The following is a 24,174-nucleotide window of genomic DNA, read 5'->3' as shown; positions in this document are numbered from 1 at the left end:
TTCCGGTTCTAGGTTAACGAATTGCGATGGCAAGGATTGCCACCAACGTGGAAATACTCGATAAAACGTAAGGCAGAAATGCCCCGGCATTTCCTCCCACAATCCGAGCCTTATTGGGTTCGACATAGACCACGTCATTCTGTTGCAAGTAGAAAAAAGGCGAATGAATGATATTTTCCGATGTCAAATCCAGTTGGGCGAAAACTTTCTCGTCCCCGTCTTCTCGCATCACCAGCACGTTCTTACGCTTTGCATTAATTTGTAAATCTCCAGCCATTCCCAAAGCATCAAAAATGGAGACCCGTTCACTATTCACCTTGTAACTCCCGGGAGCTTTCACTTCTCCCAACACGGTTACCTTGAAATTCAAGTACTGGATAGTCACGATCGGGTTCTTCAGGTAGTTACTCAACTCCTTCTTCAATTTAGCTGCCAGTTCCGTCCGGGATAAACCTTCCACTTTAATCTTTCCCAACACCGGGAAATCGATCGTCCCGTCCGTGTCCACCAGATACCCGTAAAGTTGATCGTTACCTGTTCTCGTGTTGTTCTGTCCCAACCCGATCATCGGCGTGTTAAAAGGCAGGGCCGTCTCAATATCATCACAGGAAACCACGATTGATAATAGATCATCCACATGGATCACCGTACGATACTGCAAAGCTGCTTTCACTCTAGAATTTATCTTCACATCTTGCAGGTACACCACGTCCTTCGGGGAAGCGCAAGCCCCCAACAAGCAAACCAGCATACCGATAAAAAACAATCTTCCAGTTCCCGTCATCACTTGTAAGTCTTTATTTTAGTTAATTATTTATTTTATCCAGTATTTCGAACCGGGAGTTCTTCGATTTAAACTCCGGCACCACCTGTTTCATCAACCGCACGGTATCCTCAATCCGTACCGCCAATGCTAATTCCGCAAGTTGATCATAAGCTCTCAACACCTCGTCCCGCTTGTACTTCCGGACTCTTGCTACCCGAATTTTAGCATTCCCCGTCGGGATCGTGTTCTCTTCGTTACTTAAAACCTCCTCGTACAATTTCTCTCCCGGCCGCAAGCCGATAAACTTGATCTTGATATCCTCGTTCGGGACGTACCCCGCCAAACGAATCATCCGTTCCGCCAGATCGACGATCTTCACGGGTTCTCCCATGTCAAAAACGTAGATTTGATTGCCCGTACTCATCGTGGCCGCCTCCATCACCAACCGGCAAGCCTCCGGGATAGTCATGAAAAAGCGGGTGATTCCCGGGTCAGTAACCGTCACCGGACCACCCCGCTCGATCTGTTTCCGGAAATAGGGAATCACGCTGCCGTTACTTCCCAGTACATTTCCGAAACGAGTCGTGACAAAACGAGTTTTACCTTTCACTTCCCCACGCTCTATTGCTAATCCTAAACTTTGCACGTATATCTCCGCCAGTCGTTTGGAAGCCCCCATCACATTGGTCGGATTCACGGCCTTGTCCGTGGAAATCATCACCATCATGTCCACATTATACTCCACGCAAAAATCCGCCACCAGCCTTGAACCGACCACATTCACCCGAACCGCCTCGCAAGGGTTCTCTTCCATCAAGGGAACATGCTTATAGGCAGCCGCATGGAACACTACACGGGGACGATATTTTTCAAAAACCATCCGTAACCGTTCTTTCTGACGAACATCACCGACAAAAGGGGTGAACTTCAAGTTCGGGAAATTCCGTTCCAATTCCAAGCGCAACTCGTGCATCGGGGTTTCCGCATTATCAAATAACACCAGATACCCCACGCCAAAGGCAGCTAACTGGCGGCATAGCTCGCTACCGATACTACCTGCCGCACCAGTCACCATCACCACCTTACCCGCAAAATACGCCTCAATCTCCCTCGTGTTCACCTTGATCTCCTCCCGTCCCAACAAGTCCTCTATACGGATCTCCCGGATAATCGTCTTTTTCAAACCATCTCCCAGCACGTCTATTGGCGGGGAAAACAAGTTCTTTACTCCAATCCCCTGACAAAAACGAACCAACCGATCCGCCTCCCGACGAGCCTCCTCACGTGAGGGATATAACACACCGTTTATATTATATTTTTTCACAAAACGGGAGAAATGCTGTTCATCCTCAAAATAGTAAACCGGCAATTCCGAAAGCACGCAAGATTTCAGGTACCTATCCGGATTCACGAATCCCACCACGTGATAGTGCTTACTAGTGTGCATTCTCGTCTTCAGAGCCACGCTTTTATCACCGGTTCCGTAGACCAGTACCCTCGTCTTCCCTGAACCATACAGAGAGATCGTAAAATCATAAACCAGCACGAGCGTTACCCGAAAACCCACCAGAATCACCGATGTCACGAGAAAATCAATCACGGCACAGGCAAAAAGGTGTTGCCCGAACAGTCGAGAACCGGACACGAGGATCATTCCTGCCAACAGGAGTTCTTTTAGGAAAATTGCAAATCCCATTTTCCCAATGCTCTTTATCGTGGCGTGCCGGATGATATTCCGGTTCACCCTCAGTCCCCAGAAAACCAACAAACTAACCACGCAAGAACCGCCAATAATCACGCCATAGGTTAATCGGGAGAGATCGATGATAAAACTATCGGCAAAAAGAAGCGTGATAAACGAACTCATGACGGACAAAAAAATATCCACCAAGAGAATCGTGTAAGCATTCACATACTTCTTATTCTCGTGCAAACGATTACATACCGAGTGAAACGAGTATTTCATTTATTATTGGTATTTTGTAAAAGAAGCGCCTCCTCCAGTATTTAATAGCTTGATCCGGCGTATGAAGTACCGTTTAAAGGAGACGCTGTTACCGAGAGTTGCATGTGCCCGGTATCGCATTTTTAGTGTGAATTGGTATATTTATTCTTTCTTTTCATACTTCGTGTTGCAAGCTACAAACTCCCGTTTCGCCAAAATATAAAACACCAGCCCCACATCAACAGAGGAGACCTCTCCCATCCGCACAAATTGTTCAATCATATCATCCTCCACTTGTCGTACCCGTACGGCCAACCGGACCCGCTCTTCTTTCAATCGCTCCTGTTCTTCAACGGGTAATTCCATCAAGCCTACCACGTTATCATACAAACAAATCGCATCCCACCATCCCAACAAATCGTCCCGGTGGTTTCCCCGCATATATCCCAAAGCTTCTGTCACCAATTTACCTGCCAATTCGCCACATTCCGCATCTCCCGTAAAATAATAACAATTACACAATAACCGGCAAATATTAGAAGTACGGCACGGTAACACCAGTTTTTGACTTCCCCAAGGTGTCAGTATATCGTAGGCAGCATCCACTCCTTTTTCCAAAAAATCCAAATCCGAGTACAACTGGTAAACGTCCATCAAGTCCGCAGCGTAACCGGCACGAAAATTTGCCGGAAGTTCTTTCTTCTGCACCAATACCTCATACCAACGGGCAATTTCTTTTGCCCTTTCGTGAATATCGTAAAGAACTCCAAACTCGGCCTCTAACCACGGATATATCCGCACCATCGTGTAAACCGTAAGATAACCGTGAAGATAAGCGGACAACTTGTCGGGAGAGTACGAACGGAAATTAACTTCACGTAACCGATCGTACAAATCATAAAATAAACCTTTCTCCATCATCTTTTTCTACTCTATTCGTTCCAAAAAGGAACCCGGAATATAGGAAGTTGCAATTGACACAACTCCTTCCAAACGGATGACTACACGTTTGTGTCCCATCAAACGAACCAACTCTCCTTCCAATCCTTGCAAGGGGCCTTTAATCACTCGTACCCGGTCTCCCCGTTTCAGATTTTTGTTTAACACCTCTACCCCGCTCGGGGAAAAATCCAACAAAAACATGAAATCATGCATTTGTTTATCGGGAACAATCAACGAGTGACGTCCCTCAATATCTTTCAAATAAACAATATTAAGCCCATGGTCATTTATTAATGAAAAACTTGTTGCTTTATCCGTGTGAATAAAAATCATCCCGTGAATCAAGAGCACCCGGATCGTCTTACGACCCAAAGGTGTTTCCCGCACTTGTTCTTCCTGAGGTAGAAAATTCTCGATACCCAACTCATCAAGCTTCTTCTTTATCCACAACTCCTGATTCACTCGAGTGTGAGCCACGTACCAATTTATATTCTTATTATCAACCATGTACCCTTTTGATTTCCCCTGTCAAGGTATTAAATCGAATTTTGAACAGCTTTCTCCGCTTTTCCTGACCGGACGCGCTTCGCGCATTAACCCTCGTACCGGCCCTGATTTATTTCCACGTGTCTCTATCGTCTCACTATAATACAGCGATTCAACGAAAGAAAGCTGTCCGCATTAAAAGTTTCAAAAAACGATCGATTAATGATATGATACTTAATAATAAATTGTCTAATCTTGTAAAATTGTAATCGTCTGATTGCTAAAAAGAAAAAAATTTTTGTTTTGATTTGCGCAATTCGAAAATTTACTATATTTGCAGAGCATTAAATGATCCTATAATAATCCTCTAAATTTTTCATAAACAATTGATTTTATTTTATTTATGAAAAGCAACAAATCCCTTATACATATCTGCAATTTAACCCTTATCCATACTTACATAAACGTTGCCCTACCCCCTCTCTAGCCCATACCCCAAACACAGGCACAACAAAAACCCAGCATCAACACTATTTCATGTTCATGCTATGTCTATGCTATGTTCATGTTTTGTACTTGAGGTAGAGCAACCATAGTCCACCCTTAAACCAAAGATTTCCTTACCTTGGTGTAAGCTTGGTATTATTTAAGACTCCAAATCCACGTCATTTATCCGTACCATCCAGTTATTGACTTTCATCAGGGGACAGATATAAGGTTTTAATTTATCCTCTGTGGCATCTAAAAAAAATATTAAAGTATATTGATCCTGCCTATCCAAGTATTCCTGCGGGGTCATTCCCGAGTAAGCCTCACGAGAGAGAAGCAAGTATTTCGTGAGAGGGATATCCAATACGCGTTGCCCCGTGAAACGATGGGTCAGAATCAAACGGGTATCATCATTTTCAAGCAGACGTAATGTATTTAATTCCGAATGCACGACCTGCAACCCGGACAAGTCGGCTACCGTCTGATAAAAAGGCAAGTAACACGTTTCAACCGAATCAAACGGCTGGCTTCGATGGTCAATCATCCCATTAAATGCCCTAATTTCCAGCAGAAATTCATCATCTGCAAATGGTGTCGGATTCTGGCCTTGCAAAACACACGTGAAACGGTGGGTTAACTTTATCAACGGGACTTCCCGAACCGTGTACTCTTCCGGAACTTCCACCCCTTCCAAACGGCCATGGAACAAAGCGGGTAATTGTTTGGATGACGTTCCCGACGCATCACATAACAGTCTTACCCCCGAGGCAGAACATTCGTAACAAGAATCCGTCAACCCGGACCAAACTAAAAAATTATATTTGCCCGGGGATAAGGATTCCAACCTCACCTGACAATTATTTTGATGAAGAATAAGACTGTCGACATGCCGGGTTTCAATATAATTTCCGGTCTCATCGAATATGAATATTGACGCATTTTTTAATTGGGTAAAAGCCGCATCCACGTTTAATATGTTATATCTATAAGACAATTTTAACCAAAAACCCGAAGGACAATCGGAGAGATCGTCATCTACCCATGAACAAGCAAAGCAAAGACAAGAAAATATTGCCAACCAGCATGCGCCAATCTTACTCATCATTATTACAGCTAAAAATTATTGTATCATTCTATTCCAACTCACCTTCTTGGTAACGGATATTCCAAGGTAAAACAGAGAAATCAACACTTAGGTAAGCATCGGATTCAATATCCCCCGGATCCACGTCAGGGATTCCTGTTCCCAGATCATTCACATTCGTGATCAATATCCGGTAAATATTATTACGCACGATACCAAATTCCATCACACCCATCATTGCCGAATGATTATCCACGTGGCGAATGAAATAGTTGTAATAACAGTGGAAACTGCCTTCTTCACTCTTGTTAAACACCTTGATATTGTATTTTTTCTGATCTTCGAGGCTTAATGAACCATCCGTTGGGACATTCGCCTTACCGATATCATGCACGGCTTTCAACGAGGTATAAAAATTATAGTTAAAATAATAGATCGTACTTTGCCCGTAAGGATCTACCGTGTGCCCTTCTTCATTAAAAGTTCTCTCTTCCGGTATGGAAACACTTGCCTTAAACACGATTCCCGTGGCGTAGGCTTTATTCTGTGCCGGACGATACATACAGTTTTCCAAACAATACGTTGTCGTGTATGTGTTTTCAGCATTCAACACACTCGTGATATTATTACTTGCATTTTCACAATACGGTTGGGCATAGTAATTGTCTTGATTCGTGAAATTCTCTGCCCCGGCCACCGTTTTATTGAAAAAATAAGGGTCTACGGCATAGCCGTTCGTGGCAGGAATAACCCCAAAATAATCATTCGTACAGGTGAAATCGGGCTTAACCAGATTCGTATCATCCGATCCGTCCGCTAAAGTAACCACGTGACGGAAAGTATAGAAATTCCGGCTCAAGTTGAAATAACGGTAATTACTTAAATTTATCGTGGCATATTGCCGGCCTTCCTTGTCCTTCATAACATATTCGTTCCGGTTTCTTGCCAAGCACAATTTGGCTACTACTCGTTCCAAGGTGATGGGTACCACCGTAATCTCTTCTTCCGCTTTCGGAGTATTCACCACCACGTTCAAATTGGCCACGGCACGATTGGCCATAATCAACGGACGAGAAGCATCTGTTGTTCCATTCTCGTAAGAATCCTTATCGACATGGCTTAAAAAATTATCCACGGAAGTGGCATTAATCATACTAGTCCGGTTAGCCACGGCAAATACATCATAACTCCCCGGATCAACCTTGATTTTTTGGTTGGAACGGTAAGTTACGGTTTGGTCAGATACCACCCGCTCTACCCCGATCTCGAAAGACTCTATGAAATTTTTAGTTTCCGAATGAAATAAATAGAGTTGCACTTTTTCAATTCTTGACTCGTTTTCGCTTCCCGGCACGGTCTCATCCGAACTTTCAGCGGAAGCCCGTCCAAGAGAAGAGGAGGTTTCCGGCACGGTAAATGAAAACATCACATTCCCATCCGTCACAACAACAGAAGGATTGCCCGACGGATCATCAACAGGATCTGCATCATTGATGCAACCTCCCAATGTTACTAGCGAAAATAGTAAAATACAATAATAAAATAACCTCATAACATTAAATTTTAAGTTAATATATAGTGTTCAATAATTTCAAGTTATAGCTTGCTTGCGGAAGTCCGAAAGATTCAGCCTCCTTGAATTTACTCTTCGCTTCCCCGTACTGACCTTTCAACATATAGGCAACACCCGTTGCCAGTGTTTTTTCTTTGCTATCCGGAGCCCGGAGCAAATACTTTTCCGCCGACACGACATCCCCTTGCATTAATGCTATACACGCCGCATTGAGGTTAGCCACCGGATTTTCAGGATGATATAAAACAGCAGTTTTAAACACGTTCATATATTGTTGACTCCCCTCGGGTAAAGTTTGTGCAATCCGGAACATCTCCTCGATACTCAGGTTCTTCGGTTGGGAGTGAAACACGATTCGCGCTTCTTCCAACGTGAAAGGTCTCACAACATACTTGATCGTGCATTCCGAACGTCTTAGTGCCGGAAACCACTTGCTCACCACGACATTAAACTGTCGGGAATAACGTTTCCTCAACCGTTGTTCCTTTTGGTCGGGAGCAAGATCACTTTCAACGATACGTAACCACTCGTTACTATTTTTTAACACGGAATCTCTCAACAAACGTCCTACTCCTTCCCAATCTTCCGGAGTATAATTTGTCGTGAAAAGAGAATCCGGAAAATCATACTGATCGGAAATATAATCTTTCAAGGCGGCCGTTCTCCCTTCCGCAAGCCGCTTGTTATTCATATACGGCCCCTCCGGTGATGCAAATCCATGAATATGAATACCGGAAATCGTGACAAAAGAATCCCGCTTTAATACATCAATACCCTCTTTGATTTTATACAATTCGGCAGCATTATTTCTAAAATCTTCCAGAATATCTGTTTTGTTCAGGGGAAAATCCAGATAGGCACAAATCTTCTCATTCCGGTTTTTCACGTCTTCAACTTGGGGCGTCATAAATGCCAGTTGCGGGTGTAACTCCGACAACGTATTCAATCGTGCCACATCTTGGGAAAACCCATCCTCCGGCTCCCCGCAATGACACGAGTTCTCTTCAAGAGAAAGAACAGAATGGTTCATCCACTCCTCGAAGGGGACGGAACGTAAATATGCTATTGTCTGAACAGAATCATCTTGCCGACGGACCTCCAGATGACCCGCTTGAACAAATTGTTTGGAATTACGCAAGTAGACGAAATGTTGTCTACGTCCGTTAATATAGACTCGGGGAAATTCCATAAAATTCTTCAAACTATCACGTAGTTGCGGTATCAACACGAGAGATTCGTTCGACGCTAGTTTTCGCGATACATTTATTTGCATGGAGACAACTAGCTGTTTTCCCATACGGTAAAGTTGCGCCTCATTCACCGTAACGGTACTATCCTTCTGCCCGTGTGCAAGAAAAGAGAAGAGAAAGAAACATCCGCAAAGAAAAATGTGTCTCATAACCCTTTAATTAAAAACATAAACTATACTTAAAGAAAACTTATCCGGTCCGAAATAGTGGTAACTTTCTCTCTCCTTCCACGCTGCACACAAATCCGGACACGCATATTTATCGTAGCGGATATACTCGTAACCAATCCCTAAAGAAACCTCCAAATTCCAATGTCGATTCAAAATGAGGTGGTACCCGTAAGAGATACCGCCTCCTGTCAACCAGCCGGAGTAACGGTGATTTTTCAACCACTTGAATTTTCCCAATAACATATCTTTCCCACCAATATTGAATTGAGCCCCGTTAAGGAATACCCCGAAAAAACTCCCGTTAAATTTTTGGCACGTCCAGTAACGGTACTCTGCCTGTAACAACCAATAACGCTCCACGTATCTTTCCGTTCGCTTCCATGGACGTAAACTCCCGGAGAAATCAACTGTCGATCTCATCCCGAAAGCATACTCAATCCCTCCGTTCAGGGCCCCGTTGGCTAGAGAGAGCAAATTACTTTTTACCGCAAAATTCTGACTCCGGACCGTAATACTTCCGAAAAGGATGAGGAAGAAAAGGATCGATTTGATTTTCATGTTCGTTTTAATTATTGATTTAACTCAAAAAACAATTTCAAGTTATGATCTGCCTCCTCGCACCCCTCAGCCTTCGCTGACTTCAGAAGACGTATTCCCTCGTATGTATTATCACACAGTAATTCGTACACCCCTCGGCAATTTTTGTAAGCAATGGTATCGTACAAAGCCATCTGCAAGTACATACCCGCCATCCGTATATTCCCCCGTTCAATGGCCGCATTGGCCGCATTCAAATTAGCAACCGGGTTGGTGGGATATATCTTCACGCTCGTCTCTATAATCTTGTAGAATTTCTCCGGTTCATCCTTATAGCTTAAAGCAACCATGTAAAGTTCCCGCAAGGATAATAGATGCGGCTTTAAATTCGCGATCACTTTCGCCTCTTCCAGACTAAAATCCAGTTCCTTCTGGTTCCGCTCGTCGGTAGCATCACGTTCCGGTTCCAAATAACACCCCTTGAAACTTTTCTTACCCGATTTTATTGGCAAGTCGGCAACCTTTGTCGTGTCACGCAATACGTTTGGCAGATTTGAGGCATACCCGCCCATCCGTTCGATCTCTATTTCCCGCGAGGATAAAATCGTTGACTTGACTTTATGACCGTTTTCATCAAAAATTTCCGCCCGAATTGAAAGAAGTGAGGTTGACAAGATTCCTTCCCGGACAGGAATTACCGTTCTATAATCGATATATTGATTTTCAGGATTTATAGCCGCATACACTCCGGTAACCCCTGCCGACTTTTTGCGCTTCTGTAACATCTGTTCGCGTTTGTACATCAAATGAGCCCTTTTCCCATTGACCAGTATACAAGGCAATTCCGTTTGCCGTCCCTGCCCGGAAAGGATAGGGGTAAGCGTCACGTGTCCCCGGGTTTCCAGATCAGGAACACTCACTAACATATGCCAAGAAATAACCAGAGAATCCTGACGCACGTTGACTACAGGGGACTGTATTTCGCAATTAATCTCTTGGGCTGAAATTCTGCCTGTCACCCATAACAGGATAATTAGAACAAATACTTGGATCTTCATAAGACAATATTTTTACTGAATAAAATACACAAATGATACCCCGACATGCGTGACTCCCCAATAATTCTCTTTACGCTTATCTTGTAACAAATCTCCTTTTGCCGGACCGTATTGCTTAAAATTCAATCGAACATATCCTGCCGCCAGAGAGGTTTCGATACTCCAGCTTGCACTGATCGGCCACTGGTAACCACAGGAAAAACCACCCCCAACCACACTCCCTTGATAACGGTGCTTTTTCAACACGTTAAAGAGTGGCATTCCCCCGATATTAAACCGGCTATAATACATTTGCACCCCCACGAAACCACCGTCATACACGCCCCGGAACCATCTCTTGAACGAGGGGCGAATCAAGACGTGTTTCATCTTTTTATTATCCCCCCAAGTCCATGGGTTATAATTCAAATTCATTTCCAAACTGTACCATTCACCACATCGCATTTCACCACCAAGATTTAAAGTTCCCGTCATCCAAGGCAAGACGTTTGTCTTCACGGCAATCGTCTGAGCATTAACCCGGCAAAACGGCAGGCACGAGAATAATATTGTAATAACAATCCATTTTTTTTTCATTCCTATGTTTCATTTAAATTGACTGGTTAATACAAAACTTCGAATTATATTTCTGTTTCTCAGCTCTAACAGCACCAAATAAGAATTCATTTTTAATTTGACCTTTTTGCCATGTACCAGCTTGTAGACATGTTTTACAGGAACATTATATTTCTTGGACAGTTCATAATAGATCGATTTATTCTCTGATTGCCATATTTTTAACAACACGATACTCATATGATAACTATTTTGAAAGATGCGAAACATTTAGAACAAACAAGCCGCAAAACGGGCATGAAATCACGGATAATCATTCTGTTTTTATATCATTAAACGAAGGTTTAATGATATCGTCTTTTTAGCGATATGTTAAGCCTGAGAACAGAAAGTACAAATAAATAACTAACTGAATAATCGAATTTTAAATGAAATATGAATTTTGGGGAAATAAAAAATTAGGATTAATCAATAATCCTTCGATTTTAGACACACAAAAATATTTATTTTTAAAACAAAAAGCAAACAAAACTTATATATATTTTATATTACCTCGCAGATTGTAAGCGCAAATAACTTATCAGAGCCTTTTATCACTCGACTTACAATAGGATAACACGTATTTTTGGTAAACAAAAAATTGAAAGATCCCATTTATAACCTTTATATCATTTTTCCCGTATATAATAATAATTATGCACACAAAATAAAAAAGACTATGAAAACAATACTACATAAAGCCGAGAGTCGCGGTTTCTTCGACCACGGATGGTTAAAAACCCATCACACCTTTAGTTTCGCAGACTATTACAATCCACAACGCATTCATTTCGGGGCGTTACGCGTACTTAACGATGACCGGATAGAAGGAGGTACCGGATTTGACCTACATCCTCATAAAAACATGGAAGTCATTTCCATCCCCTTGAAAGGCGACTTGGAACATCAGGACAGCCTAAAACACAAGGACACGATCAAAGAAGGTGAAATTCAAGTGATGAGTGCCGGAACAGGCATCATGCATAGTGAATACAACCGGAATGACGATCGGCCTAGTGAATTCCTGCAAATCTGGGTATTCCCGAACAAGCAAAACGTGCCGCCACGATACGAGAACGCCGTGATTTCCGATTTAATCCGCAAGAATGAGATCAGCGAGATCGTATCTCCTTATCCCGGTAACGGCAAAGGATTATGGATTTATCAACAAGCTTGGTTCTCGATTGCCGACTTGGACAAGGATTCTTTACAACTCTACAAGATGAAATCAAAGGAGAGCTTGGGCGTGTATATCTTTATCATTGAAGGAAGTATCGAGCTAAAGGACCTAACCTTGAAACGCCGTGATGGAGTAGGAGTATATGATACCGATGAAGTCGAATTCAAGGCGACCGAAAAATCACGGGTATTACTGATTGAAGTTCCACCACATCAATAAATAAATTCAATAAAAACGAGAGGGTGTGTCAAAAGGTATTTTATCCTCAAAAAAACTCCTCCGTCACTTCGTGCCACCTCTTTCTTCCCCTGCCTGAGGGGAAGTACCCCGAAGGGGGGATGGGGAGGGAGAACAGAGGAGGAGCTGGTGATTCTTACCAAAAACAGGGAGTATTTCAACTCTCCCTCTGTTTATAGAGGGAGTACGGCGAAGCCGGGAGGGAGTTTGAAAAATGACTTTTGACACACTCTCTTTCATTTATAAATCCATAACCCACGGTTCTGAAAATTCATAAAATCCATTATCCTAGCGGGAGTCCTAGAGAGAACTCAAAAATGAACAGTTGTTTTCTACGCCTCACTCATCCATAACATATCTTTATTCAAATTTCACCCTATCCGCCAGCTGGACAAAATAATCATTTGACCAAATATCCAATTCTTTGGGATTCTTGACGAAAGGCAACACATCACTTTTTACCTGATTGATATCTGCCGAAACCAACCTGTCCTTCAATTGAGTAATGAAAGCATCATGCTCTATCTTTTCATTATTAAACAAGAACGTACGCTCGGCAAGATGTGTAAAGCCTAGAGGTATATTGTGACGGACATACCATTCAAAATCATACCAATCACGACCTTTCACCCGATTTTTCCATGCCCGGTAAACCAATGCATGCATTTTTCCGGCAAACAAATCAGGAAGAACGAAACAACGTGTCATAAAAGAATGAGGTTGTAAAAGAAGTTTCTGCTCGGTTCTAAACTTCAAAGGAGGTTGGGTATCAACCTCAATCTTTATTTTTATAGATTTATCCGTCCGAAAAGAAATATCATAAACATCCGTATTATCTTTCAAAAAGGCAGACTCTACTTTTCCAAAATTCTTTTTGTCTTTCTTTTTAATCTCCACGTCTCTTCCCACAATAGCGAACTCATCTATTATAGGTTGAAAGTATTTTGTGAAATCGAACTTATCATCAGGAACAAGAAGAGAAAAATCCATATCTTCACTAAAACGCTGAAGACCATGAAAAATCCGAAGGCAAGTACCCCCGTAAAAAGTTGCAACATCAAAAAAGCCACCATTATAAAGCCCAGCAAGTATCACCTGCTGGTTTACCTCAAAAATGGCATTCCGCTTCTGTTGTTCGGTAGATAAATCGTATGCAGAAAGCATATCGTCGTAAATATCATTTTTCATTTCCTCATCAATTTTAGCAATGTTCGTATCGACTCAGCCTTTTTGCCGACCTTTATATATTCCTCAAATATTTCAGCGTCCATCTGTTTGAATTCCTCCAATTCCATCCGAATATCCTCTTCCAAATAAATTTCAGCATCCTTCAGATAACGGAGATTTACTTTGGGTGAGTTTGCTATCAAATCACACAATGCCTTTTCGGGAGTTGCCATTACAAAAGCATAATCTTCTTTTTTCATACTAGTCAAGCCTACTGAAAATGCCTCTCTTGAGATATTCGTATATTCAAACCTTCCCAAAGGTGTATCAAAATCTCTAGAATGTTTCAGAGTCATTGATTGCTTCGTGTACACCGTTTCCGGTATCAAGCCGTAATAACGCAGGGCCGATGACATGGAAACATACGAAGGTGCATAAAGATGATTGGCTATCAATTCTGTTGATAAAATCTTACCTGTTATCTCCGGATTGCACACGTAAAGCCCCCTTTTGAGACGAATGATTTGCTTATCTCGCTCAAGTAACCTGACTTTTTGGTTTCCTCTCTTGATATGAGGGAAAAGGGATTCCAACGCAGAAACCGTTACAGGTATATTACCCAATCGTCGTAATGGATTATTCATAGTGTAAAGATAGCTATTTTTTGAATACAAAAACATATCACACACGTTTTTCTGTTCAAAATAATGCCATAAAAGCATCCATCTATACCGGAATCGCCTACATCATCACAGTTGTCGTCCTCATCACGCCCTCCGTGTTAGATGCTTGTCTCGAATAAGTAACAACCCAAGATAACAAAGCAGCCCGTTAAACAGGAGAATCTCGAAACCAAATTTATACCCGAAAAGAAGTTGTTCCGAGTAACAATTCACCACGTAGGAGATCACCGGTGAAAGCAAACACACCCAAGGAAGATATTTCTCCCGTACCTGATATTTTGTCGTCAAACCAAACGTGAAAAGCCCTAGAAGAGGCCCATACGTGTAGCCTACCGCTTTAAAAAGAGACGATATTACACTCGAATTATTCAATTCCCGGAAGAGTACAACCACGAAAATCATTAATAACGAAAATACGATATGCACCCCGATCCGCTTTTTCTTCTCCTCCTTATTTCCCGGATCTATTTTCAAGAAATCAATACAGAAAGAGGTCGTTAAAGCAGTCAATGAGGAATCAACCGAAGAATAGGCCGCGGCAGTTATACCCAACAGGAAAAACAAACCGGCCGTAGCCCCGAAATAATTCAGGGAAAGGAAGGGAAACACGTCATCAGATTTACCGGGTAACACGATACCTTCCCTTTCTGCATATATGTAAAGCAAGGCTCCCAGCATCAAAAACAACACGTTCGTCACCAAGAATAAAAAAGAAAATGAAAACATATTTGTCTTACAATCTCGTAAGGAACGACAAGTCAGATTCTTCTGCATCATATTCTGATCCAACCCATTCAGGCAAACTGTGATCGCCACTCCTGCCAAAAACTGTTTCACCGTATTCTGTCCCGACCGCCAGTCAAAGTCAAACACTCTGGAAAGAGGGCTCTCTTTTATAGCTGCAATAGCCGAAGAAAAATTGAAATCCAGCGCCTTGTTTACCACCACGATTGTCAAACCGACAGAGATCAGAATAAACACGGTTTGTAACGTATCGGTCCAAACGATCGTCTTGATCCCGCCTCGCACGGTATAAATCCACACGAAAGCAATCGTGATAAACACGGTCAGCCAGAAAGGCACACCTATGGCATCAAAGAAAGCCAGTTGTAACACACCGACGACCAAGAATAACCGGAAAGACGCACCCACCAATTGTGACACGATAAAAAAGAAAGAACCCGTCAACCGGGCCTTCTCCCCGAAACGAGTTCCCAACCAAGAATAAATAGAAACCAGATTCTGCCTGTAAAACAAAGGCAAAAGCACGAGTGCAATCACGATATACCCCACGCAATTACCGAAAACCAAGGTCAGATAAGTCCAATGCGTGTTACCGACCTCCCCGGGGATCGAGATAAAAGTCACCCCGGAAAGCGTTGTCCCGATCATCCCGAAAGCCACCAAATACCAAGGCGAATTCCGATTCGCGGTAAAAAACATCTCACTATTGACTTTCCTAGTTGTCACGAAGCCAACCAAGATCAACAATAAAAAATAAGCCAGTAAAACCGTTAAAACTAAACTCGTGGACACAGGCACTTTCTTTTAATTCCACGACAAAGATAGTGTTTATTCCGGTATAGTGGAATTAAATACTCCATGAAACAAGTATTTTCGAATATAAGAACAGGATCAAACTGGACAAATTTAAAGTTGCAGTTTAAATTTGTCCAAAATACAATTATTTTTCTGATATTCAAAGAAATCTATTCTATTTTATTCCTCGTAAATGTACACGACAAAAATGCCATTCTATTCCGGAACATAAATAATTTCACCATTTTCAAGTTCATATGCGATACCCACCTTCTTCCCTCGTTTCCCCGATTGGTTCTGATCTTCGGAAGGAGTGTACCGGTTGATCTTTTCGCCTTCCTTGGTAATAATCTCCATGTTCTCCTTTCCCGGATTCTTCACCATCGTGAAATCCTCTGTCGAAAGCATCTCCGTCATATTATACCTTGTCACCAAAGCCACCATCAGGGCCACAGCAAACACCATCGCCACGTCAAAAAGATTCGACACCGCACTAATCGGATCCGTCTCATCCTCCTTTTTCAATAAATTGCGTTTCATTTCTGATCATTTTTCTCGTTCAACACCTCCACCAGACACTCCAAGTTAGTCATATCCTGTAAATACCAGCGTTGTTTCACCTGTTGGGTCAAGAAACCGATCGCACCGGCCACCAACCCGATAACCGTCGTGGCAAAAGCCACTTGCATATTATAAGCCATAGAAGCAATATCCCCCGTCGACAAACCGACCAGCGCAGGTCCCATCGGGATCAAAGTTCCCATCAACCCGAGGATAGGTCCTAGCTTTCCCAATGTTTTAGACGTGGCCAAATCCTTATCGGCAGCAATTTCAAAATTAGCCAAAAGACGTTGTAATTGGGCTTTATTCTTCTGTTCCTCCAAAATCCGTTTCATAAACATCACAACTAAAGAATGATTCTTCTCCGGCAACCGATTGGCAAAATCATCCACATTATTCACGTGCAATTTATCCATTTGCTCCCGAATCAATTTATCCGTCTTACGAATAGAAACATACTGGCCAAAGAAATTTCCCACCAATAACAAAGAACGGAAAAACAATAAAATCAACAATACAACAACCGGGACCAGTAACCCGTTTGAGATCCAGAACATAATATCAGAAATCGTATTCATTATCTTTTCAATTTAAAAATTAGTTTCCTTTTAATTACAGATATAATCCATCCCGCAACAGCTCCCACTAAAAATAAAATAGTAGATCCGGCCAATGCCGACCAGTCCACGTCACTCACACCCTCTACCGCCGTTCTCCCATTTACCGTGGCAATAATTCCTAAAATAGCAACCAAAGCATTCGTCAGGAAAAACAACTCCAAACGCAAATCCTCTTCCGGCAACAGCCATTTGATTAACCATCTTCCCAAAGGGATAATCACGAAAACAAATGCCCCGAAAAACCAAGCAATTAATTTAAACGAAACCCCGGGAAAAGAGAAAACAGCTTGCGTCAGACCGAAAAACAAGACCGGAATAATCAACACCCCCGGGAACCAGTACAACAGGCGATATGCCAGCATCATACGTTTCTTCACCGGAGAATAGTTGGCCACGTGAACTGCCAACAGGCAGAATGCCATTTGCAAAACAATCTCCAAGGTTAACACGACGGAAGTATCCAACATCAATTGATTGTCAGACAGCCAATCGGCAATTTGAGTTTTTGACTGTTCAATCGCGTAAGGCCACATCAGGATCACGAAGATCGCGGCAATACCGGCAGCGGCCCCCACCGCCACCGGTTTCCAGAAGGTCTGTTTCAACAAAAAATTAAAAGCAGTCAATAGAATCAGAATCCAAACAATTGTATCCATGATTATATATTTTTACGTCTTCTTCTCATCAATACAGCCAAACCGACCAACACGACAATCACCCCTCCCACAATCAAAGGCGTGTTCACCTTATTCGTATGTTTTTGCGTCTCAGAAGCAATTTCATCCTTCTTCATCACAACACCTTTGGACTGATCTGCCGCCACTTCCCGCACATTCTTTATGCTATTCTGATATTGCTTGGCAGCTTCGGGAGTCGCTTTAGACGCGATAAAATCACGTAATTTGGCATTATCGCATACAAACCCGGAACAAGCCGGTTTATATTTCTGAATCAAATCCGTATGTAAATTCGATAAATCAGCCAATTGCTGATCCGTCGCCTTCCACATTCCCTTACGCGCTGTCTCCATCATCACGGCCGTGATTTCCTGTAAGGCTGCCGGGCTCTGTTTCTCGAAGAAATCCTGTACCCCCAGATTAAATTTATCCCTCACATACACGTTGTAAATCTCATCCCACATCTCGTTATCGATCACCGAAGGTTTCATCACGTTCCAACCGTATGTATTACGGACAATTTCAGCAAAACCGGCTGCAGAAGTCGCTTCTCCCTTCATCTTCTCCTTGATATAAGAAGGGTTGAAAATCGTGGTTCTCGACTCCACGCCGATAGCCTCTTTCACCTCCTGCATCTTATTGTTATTCCGGTTCCGGTAGTCACTGAGATAAGCATCCGGATCTTTCCCCGTCACGTTGCGAACCGTCAGGTTCAAGCCTCCCATAAACTCGTACACGTGATCCAAACTTAACGCTCCCCACGTGTTACTCTGCCGGGGTTGAACCACCACGTCCGTACGGGTCAAGGCCGCCTCGAAAGCAAACTGCTGGAATTTCTCCCAGTTCTTCTCGCTACCGTAATAAGCACCCATGTTATTCAAGTAGGTGGCTGCAATTTCCGATTCATCTTCCCAACGGTCTCCGGCATCAACCATCCCCTGTATTCCGGTTCCGTAACCACCATTCGCACCCCCGAAGACCCGGAAAGTTGAAATCTCACGGGCATCTTTCGGGGAAATACCTTTATCAATCAACGTCTTTTCCGCTTCCAGCACCCCGGCCGCCACTTGATTCTCGTATTGGTCATTCTTGGCTGCTGCAGCCATCTCCACGGCCCGGTTCACCAAGAAAAGACGAGAGGCAGCAATATCCCGTAATTGTCCGGAAGTCTGTACAACCACGTCTATACGCGGACGCCCCAAATCAGCCGACGGGATTAATTTCAAATCACTCACCCGCCCGAAAGCATCCCGCACAGGTTCCACTCCAAGCATATACAACACTTGGGCAATCGTGGCCCCGCCCGTTTCAATAAACTCTCCGGACCAAAGCGTGTAACTGACCTTTTTCGGGAACTCCCCGTTATGTCGTTTCTGATACATCTCGATTGTACTCTTTGCCAACTGCATTCCTTTTTCCCAAGCTGATTCCGTCGGCGTTTCCTCTGCATTTATAGCAAAAAGATTCCGTCCCGTCGGCAAAGTATTCGGGTTCACGATAGGATCTCCCCCGGGAGAAGGAGCCGTGTAACCGCCATTCAAGGCGTTCATCAACGACTCCAACTCACCATCCGGACTTTCCTGTAATGCCCGCTTATAATTATTCACGTTTTTCAACGTCCGTTCCACTTCCATAATAGCCAACGCCTTATTCACCTCTTCTTTGGAATATTCCTTGGCTTTCTTTCCCATCATCGCCTTCATCATGGCACTCATATCCGGGTTTCCTCCAGTCCCCTTGTTCCCCGGCATCTCTCCCATCTTCGCATTCGGGCCTTTTTCACCATTCTCCCTTCCCATAGCCGCTTTCATTTTTTCCAAAGCCTCTTCGGGCGCTCCCATCTTTTTTGCCATCTCCAAACGCTCTTCGGGAGTCTTCCCCTCACCCATCTGTTTCATCATATTCTTCATCATTCCGGACATAGGATGTCCTCCCTCTTCCTTCTTCACAGGCATAACTTCCGGTTGTTTCGCCGCGGCAGCCATCATCATCGCCATCATCCCCTTAGGAGCATTCCGGTCTTGATCGATTTCACGAGCCTGCGCCAACTCTTCTTTCGTGATACCCGCCACCCGACAAATGAAACCATCATCCACTTTCTCCTGACCATTCAGCAGTCTCCCCACCAATCGCTTGGCCGGATCGAGATAACGCTCGGTAAAAATAGTTTTCCGTTTCAACACATCAGCATCCGCCTTACCTCTCAACCGATCTAACCCGAACAACCCGTAAGCTATCGGATCGGTTGCCATCGAGTAAACAGACGATTCAATGCGGGCAGCCTCGTATGGAACCCCCATCGTGTACAATTGTCCGGTAACCTTCTCCGCCGCCAACTCATCCGCAAAATTCTCGATCTTCAATATTTCCTCTTCCGTGTAGGGAACATTCAACACGCTATCCAACCCCAACTCCCGATGCATTCCCAAAGAAACAGCTAACTCCTTCACCGACAAGGCAGCCTTCTCCACCTCCTTCAGGTCAGCCGTACCTTTCTCCGGGTAGGCTTTCTGATTATATATCTTTATTCTTTCCGTCAGATTCCGATAAATGCCCCTCACGTTACTCTCCATAAACGGGGGAGTCAAATAAGATTGCAACACGCCATACCCGCGACGTTTGGCAATCATCCCCTCACCCACATCACCGATAGAATAGATGTAAAGATGAGGCACGCTGCCCACCAATCGATCGGGCCAATCCAAATCACACAACGCAGCTTGTTTTTTGGGTGTAAACTCCAAACTACCATGCGTTCCGAAATGAATCATGGCATCCGCCTTGAACCCGTACTGCATCCACAAATAAGCGGCCACGTAGGAATGAGGAGGTGCGACATCCGTCCCGTGTACAATCTGGAAAGCATTATCCCCACCTCCGGCTGCCGGCTGTGGCATAATGACCACGTTCCCGAACTGTATGCGGGATACCCCTAACTTACCATCGGCAGTACTCATGTATTCCCCGGGAAACTCCCCGAAAGCAGCTACCACCTCGGCATATTTTTCCGGCCGTAAAGCCTGTTTCACCCAACTCTCGTACTCCTCTTTTGAAATCAGCAGCGGGTGACTCTCTTTCAGAAAACGATCCATCACCCCGTTCGCGTAAGTACCGAACACGGCTCCTTCCGCCATGATCATCTTCTCCAATTCCTTGGAATTTGCCGGAAGATTCTCGACCCTATATCCCTCTTCCTTCATCTTTTTCAAAAGATTATACAACGAGGGGACCACTTCCATTCCGGCAGCACTCATGGCACTTTGTCCCGGACCTTTATAATAGTAAATAACAACTCGTTTCTCGCTATTCGGCTTTTCCTTCAAAGCCAACGTCTTCTGAATATTTTCCACGTATGTCTTCAACCGTGAAGGAACTGCAAAAGAATGACGCAATCCCTCTTTATCCTCGTACTGGGCAAAGAGTGCCGACGTCCGGATGGCCCCGTCAATTTCAGGGGTAACGATACTCTGTGACATAAATCCCCCGGACATCCCCATCGGATCTTGTTCCCATTCTTCTACCAGACTATTTACGGTCAACGGGGCAAACAACAGGATATTACGTTCCTCCAGATATTTCACGACCTCATCTCCCAGCCTGCCATGAGCCATATTGATAATAGCATCCGGGCTAATTTCACGCACAAAATCAAGCAGACGCCGTAAAGACAAAACCGGGTAAACATTATACCCCACTCGCTCCAATGTATCAATCAATCCCGTAGCATCTGCCATCTGCCCGGTCACCACGATCTTTTTCGCCCCCTCCTTATATAATTGCTTACTCTTCAAATACTTCTCGTACTCTTCCACGGAAATAAAATCAAGCTCGTCTCCCGGCTTATCCATATCGACATGATATAACACATCCGAAGACCTCTCGATCGGGACTCCCGGTTCTTCCACGGAAATCAACTTCTTATCCATATTCTTCCGGATATAGTTCAGCATATTCTTGTAATTCCGTCTTCCACCGCTTCCCAGATAACCCCGCAAAGCGACTTGGTCAACAGAATCAATCGTGCATATATTATTCGCCGGATTCGTCGCCATTGTCGTGTACACGAGTACACCTTTATCTGCCGCTTTCTGTATCTGCTGCCGCTGTTCCTCCACGACACGCAGCCCCATGCCATTCACAAACACCATATCAAAACCGGACAACCGATCCAGTTCCTCCACGGGTACCTCCTGCAATTTAATAAATGAATTGTCATTCGCCTTCGCGATACCTCCCATCGTAATCGTCTGGAAATTCACGAAAGCAATCTTGGTGGTTCCGAACCAGACGTTGTACGCCCAGATCCCCAACAAGACGATAATTAAAAGACACCCCAACGCAAGCCACTTTTTTCTCATCAGTATTCTCTTTTATGGATTATAATTTTAATAAATCTGCTATATTCACCGACAACGTCCCGATAAAACCGATCCCCCTCTGCGGGGTCACCGATTGATCGGCTGTCACATTTTTATCCTTGAAATCAAACAGGTTATCAATACCTGCCGTAAAACGGAAACCTCTTGGGAAACGGGCGCCGAGATTCAAAGAACAGAAAGTCCGGCTCTCATATTCATTTTTCACGTAACCACCCGCACTATTCTTGTACCATGTCTCCACCGAAGACATCCACCGCCCGTTCAAGGCTGCCGACAAAGCAACCTTCCCGAACGTCTTGGAATAATTTGCCGTAAAAGTCAAACTATGCGGACGATCACTCGCCATATTATACCCATCCACTTCGGAATGTACATCAATATAAGCATAAGCACCTTTTAGGGTCAATCCATTTTTAAAACGGAACTGCGCCATCACGTCAACACCCGTTCTTGTTGCATCATCTGCATTATAATATTGCTGATCTTTCCCGTCCGAGGTCAAGCCCAAAGCGATCTCGTCAAAAAATCTCGTATAATAACCGGAGACGGAACCATTAAAAATTCCTTTCGTCACCTCGGCCGAAAACGTTCCTTGATGACTGATCTCAGGCTCCAAATCTTCGTTACCGTATATCATGAAAAATCCCTGCCCGCCCATATCATATTCACTATGCAATTCTTTCAAAGATGGTATACGAAATCCCATCCCGTAGCCACCGCGCAGCGTCAAAACACCATATTTATACATCAACGAAATTTTCGGGCTGGCGTGGAAACCGTATTTTGAATGACAATCCGAACGAACCCCAGCCAACACGCTAAACGAATCACTCACCTCATAATCTTCCTGCAAATACAAAACATACGTCTGGGCATCAAATTTCTTCCCCGAACCGTTATCAAACCAATAATGTTGCAATTTCTGCGTATTCACTTCTATCCCGGCCGTCAAGGTATGTTTTTCATGGATATACCCGGTATAATTCAACCGAACGGTATTGGTTAAATCTCCAAAAACCTTTTTAGAAGGCAATGAAGTGGTATAAACGTAACGCTTTTCGTAATTCTCAAACACATACGAGAAATCCAGTATATGAGAATCATTAATAGCATAATAAACCCGAGGATTTATACTGTAATTGGAAAAGCGATCCTTCTCTTTCTGCTCCACGTACTCCAACACGTCATTATTATAATATGTCCCATTCAATGAGATCCGAAAATTCTCGTTAAACGTGTAACTCAACTTCTGATTTGCTTGCCAAATCTCGAAACCATTTACACTGGACATCCCTTTCTCCGAAGTATCCGCAACCACGGAATCTCTCCCGTATATATCCTTATAATACGAATACTCGATTTGCCCTTCTTCATCTTTTAAAGCATAAGCATCCCGTTTACGGTAGGAAAGAGATGTCAATGCAGAAAAACGTCCTTGTTTAGTCCCCAAAGACAGGGAATATTTACTCTCATCATTATTTCCATAACGCACAGAAACGTTTCCCGTAAAAGGACGATTCGCATCTTTCGTAATAATATTCACCACTCCCCCCATTGCCTGAGAACCGTAAAGAGTAGACATCGGTCCCTTGACAATCTCAATACGTTCCACATTATCCATATCAATCAAACTATAATCAATATTATTACTGGACCCCTCTCCGGCAACACGTTCTCCATCAATCATAAATAACACGTATCCTCCGGCAGATCCTTGGAATTTCAACTCCGGCAATCCGGAACCATGGGCCAGCCCGAACTGCAAACCCGGCATTTCATATTCCAGTAAACTTTGCAAATCCAATGGATTCACCTGTGCTATATCTTCCGATGAAATCACGCGGGTAAGCACCGGAACATCCTTCAACGGTTTCAGCGTACGGGTTCCCGTGATCACTACCTCATTCAACGCGTTATTACTCGACTCCAACACGAAACGATACAAACTGTCAACCCCGGGGGTCACTTCCCGCTCTTGCGGTTCATAGCCCGTGAAACTCACCCGTAACACACACTTATTCTTCGATGACAACTTAAAAGAAAACTCCCCTTTAGCATTTGTCCCGGCCCCGACCACCGTTCCTTTTACCCACACGGATGCTCCCGGCAATCCCTCGCCCTTCTCATCGGTAACAATTCCCTGCACTTTAAAAGAAGGAGCCTCATTGGTACGCTCATCAGCCATCAATGCTGATGACAAAAGAATAAAAAACAATATCAACAAATCACGCCTCATA

Annotated in this window: 19 protein-coding genes; 1 reads left to right on the top strand and 18 read right to left on the bottom strand. The window is 43.7% G+C overall.

The features are described from left to right. Positions 1-13: 13 nt before the first annotated feature. From R8806_RS14945 to R8806_RS14900, 10 genes are all read right to left on the bottom strand, one after another. Positions 14-784, bottom strand: coding sequence for a polysaccharide biosynthesis/export family protein (locus tag R8806_RS14945; protein ID WP_124317402.1), 771 nt, complete (start codon positions 782-784; stop codon positions 14-16). 22 nt (positions 785-806) lie between these two features. Further along, a complete protein-coding gene (locus R8806_RS14940) occupies positions 807-2,732 on the bottom strand; it encodes a polysaccharide biosynthesis protein (protein ID WP_124317397.1) in 1,926 nt (641 codons plus the stop codon). Between the two features lie 141 nt (positions 2,733-2,873). Continuing rightward, on the bottom strand, positions 2,874-3,632 hold the full coding sequence (locus R8806_RS14935) for a hypothetical protein (protein WP_229782939.1): 759 nt from the start codon (positions 3,630-3,632) through the stop codon (positions 2,874-2,876). Between the two features lie 6 nt (positions 3,633-3,638). Next, the gene (locus R8806_RS14930; RefSeq protein WP_118304612.1) at positions 3,639-4,160 is read right to left on the bottom strand and encodes a UpxY family transcription antiterminator; all 522 of its coding nucleotides are present in this window, start codon (positions 4,158-4,160) and stop codon (positions 3,639-3,641) included. Between the two features lie 625 nt (positions 4,161-4,785). Continuing rightward, on the bottom strand, positions 4,786-5,733 hold the full coding sequence (locus R8806_RS14925; RefSeq protein WP_229782938.1) for a FimB/Mfa2 family fimbrial subunit: 948 nt from the start codon (positions 5,731-5,733) through the stop codon (positions 4,786-4,788). A 28-nt stretch (positions 5,734-5,761) separates the two neighbouring features. Continuing rightward, positions 5,762-7,264, bottom strand: coding sequence for an Mfa1 family fimbria major subunit (locus R8806_RS14920; protein ID WP_124315908.1), 1,503 nt, complete (start codon positions 7,262-7,264; stop codon positions 5,762-5,764). 16 nt (positions 7,265-7,280) lie between these two features. Next, positions 7,281-8,684 carry a DUF3868 domain-containing protein gene (locus R8806_RS14915; RefSeq protein ID WP_124315907.1) on the bottom strand — a complete coding sequence of 468 codons (1,404 nt, stop codon included), beginning with the start codon at positions 8,682-8,684 and terminating at the stop codon, positions 7,281-7,283. 6 nt (positions 8,685-8,690) lie between these two features. Continuing rightward, positions 8,691-9,263, bottom strand: coding sequence for a DUF3575 domain-containing protein (locus R8806_RS14910; protein WP_124315906.1), 573 nt, complete (start codon positions 9,261-9,263; stop codon positions 8,691-8,693). Positions 9,264-9,274: 11 nt separating this feature from the next. Continuing rightward, on the bottom strand, positions 9,275-10,300 hold the full coding sequence (locus R8806_RS14905) for a DUF3868 domain-containing protein (protein WP_124315905.1): 1,026 nt from the start codon (positions 10,298-10,300) through the stop codon (positions 9,275-9,277). Between the two features lie 12 nt (positions 10,301-10,312). After that, positions 10,313-10,876, bottom strand: a complete 564-nt coding sequence (locus R8806_RS14900; RefSeq protein ID WP_124315904.1) for a DUF3575 domain-containing protein — start codon at positions 10,874-10,876, stop codon at positions 10,313-10,315. A 697-nt stretch (positions 10,877-11,573) separates the two neighbouring features. On the opposite strand from R8806_RS14900, the gene R8806_RS14895 reads away from it, so the two are divergent. Further along, positions 11,574-12,293 carry a pirin family protein gene (locus R8806_RS14895; RefSeq protein ID WP_118304618.1) on the top strand — a complete coding sequence of 240 codons (720 nt, stop codon included), beginning with the start codon at positions 11,574-11,576 and terminating at the stop codon, positions 12,291-12,293. A 378-nt stretch (positions 12,294-12,671) separates the two neighbouring features. Here the strand turns inward: R8806_RS14895 and R8806_RS14890 are convergent, their stop codons facing one another. The 8 genes from R8806_RS14890 to R8806_RS14855 all read right to left on the bottom strand — a co-directional run bounded on the left by R8806_RS14890 (position 12,672) and on the right by R8806_RS14855 (position 24,173). Then, the gene (locus R8806_RS14890; protein WP_124315903.1) at positions 12,672-13,499 is read right to left on the bottom strand and encodes a nucleotidyl transferase AbiEii/AbiGii toxin family protein; all 828 of its coding nucleotides are present in this window, start codon (positions 13,497-13,499) and stop codon (positions 12,672-12,674) included. Continuing rightward, complete coding sequence (locus R8806_RS14885) at positions 13,496-14,122, bottom strand: type IV toxin-antitoxin system AbiEi family antitoxin domain-containing protein (RefSeq protein WP_124315902.1); 627 nt, start codon at positions 14,120-14,122, stop codon at positions 13,496-13,498. The genes R8806_RS14890 and R8806_RS14885 overlap by 4 nt, the downstream gene beginning before the upstream one ends. A 123-nt stretch (positions 14,123-14,245) precedes the next feature. Further along, on the bottom strand, positions 14,246-15,697 hold the full coding sequence (locus R8806_RS14880; protein ID WP_124315901.1) for a sodium:solute symporter: 1,452 nt from the start codon (positions 15,695-15,697) through the stop codon (positions 14,246-14,248). Between the two features lie 219 nt (positions 15,698-15,916). Next, the gene (locus tag R8806_RS14875) at positions 15,917-16,240 is read right to left on the bottom strand and encodes a DUF2149 domain-containing protein (RefSeq protein ID WP_124315900.1); all 324 of its coding nucleotides are present in this window, start codon (positions 16,238-16,240) and stop codon (positions 15,917-15,919) included. After that, the gene (locus R8806_RS14870; protein ID WP_124315899.1) at positions 16,237-16,839 is read right to left on the bottom strand and encodes a MotA/TolQ/ExbB proton channel family protein; all 603 of its coding nucleotides are present in this window, start codon (positions 16,837-16,839) and stop codon (positions 16,237-16,239) included. The genes R8806_RS14875 and R8806_RS14870 overlap by 4 nt, the downstream gene beginning before the upstream one ends. Beyond that, positions 16,839-17,537 (bottom strand): hypothetical protein, encoded by a 699-nt coding sequence (locus R8806_RS14865; protein WP_124315898.1) that lies wholly within the window; start codon positions 17,535-17,537, stop codon positions 16,839-16,841. The genes R8806_RS14870 and R8806_RS14865 overlap by 1 nt, the downstream gene beginning before the upstream one ends. A gap of 2 nt (positions 17,538-17,539) precedes the next feature. Then, complete coding sequence (locus tag R8806_RS14860; protein ID WP_373289729.1) at positions 17,540-21,919, bottom strand: cobaltochelatase subunit CobN; 4,380 nt, start codon at positions 21,917-21,919, stop codon at positions 17,540-17,542. A 16-nt stretch (positions 21,920-21,935) separates the two neighbouring features. After that, the gene (locus R8806_RS14855; RefSeq protein WP_124315896.1) at positions 21,936-24,173 is read right to left on the bottom strand and encodes a TonB-dependent receptor; all 2,238 of its coding nucleotides are present in this window, start codon (positions 24,171-24,173) and stop codon (positions 21,936-21,938) included. Between the last annotated feature and the right edge of the window lies 1 nt (position 24,174).

Origin of the sequence: Butyricimonas faecihominis (assembly GCF_033096445.1) — a bacterium.
Taxonomy (GTDB): domain Bacteria; phylum Bacteroidota; class Bacteroidia; order Bacteroidales; family Marinifilaceae; genus Butyricimonas; species Butyricimonas faecihominis.
The sequence above is the reverse complement of the archived record's forward strand: the minus strand, read 5'-3'. Positions and strand labels throughout refer to the sequence as shown.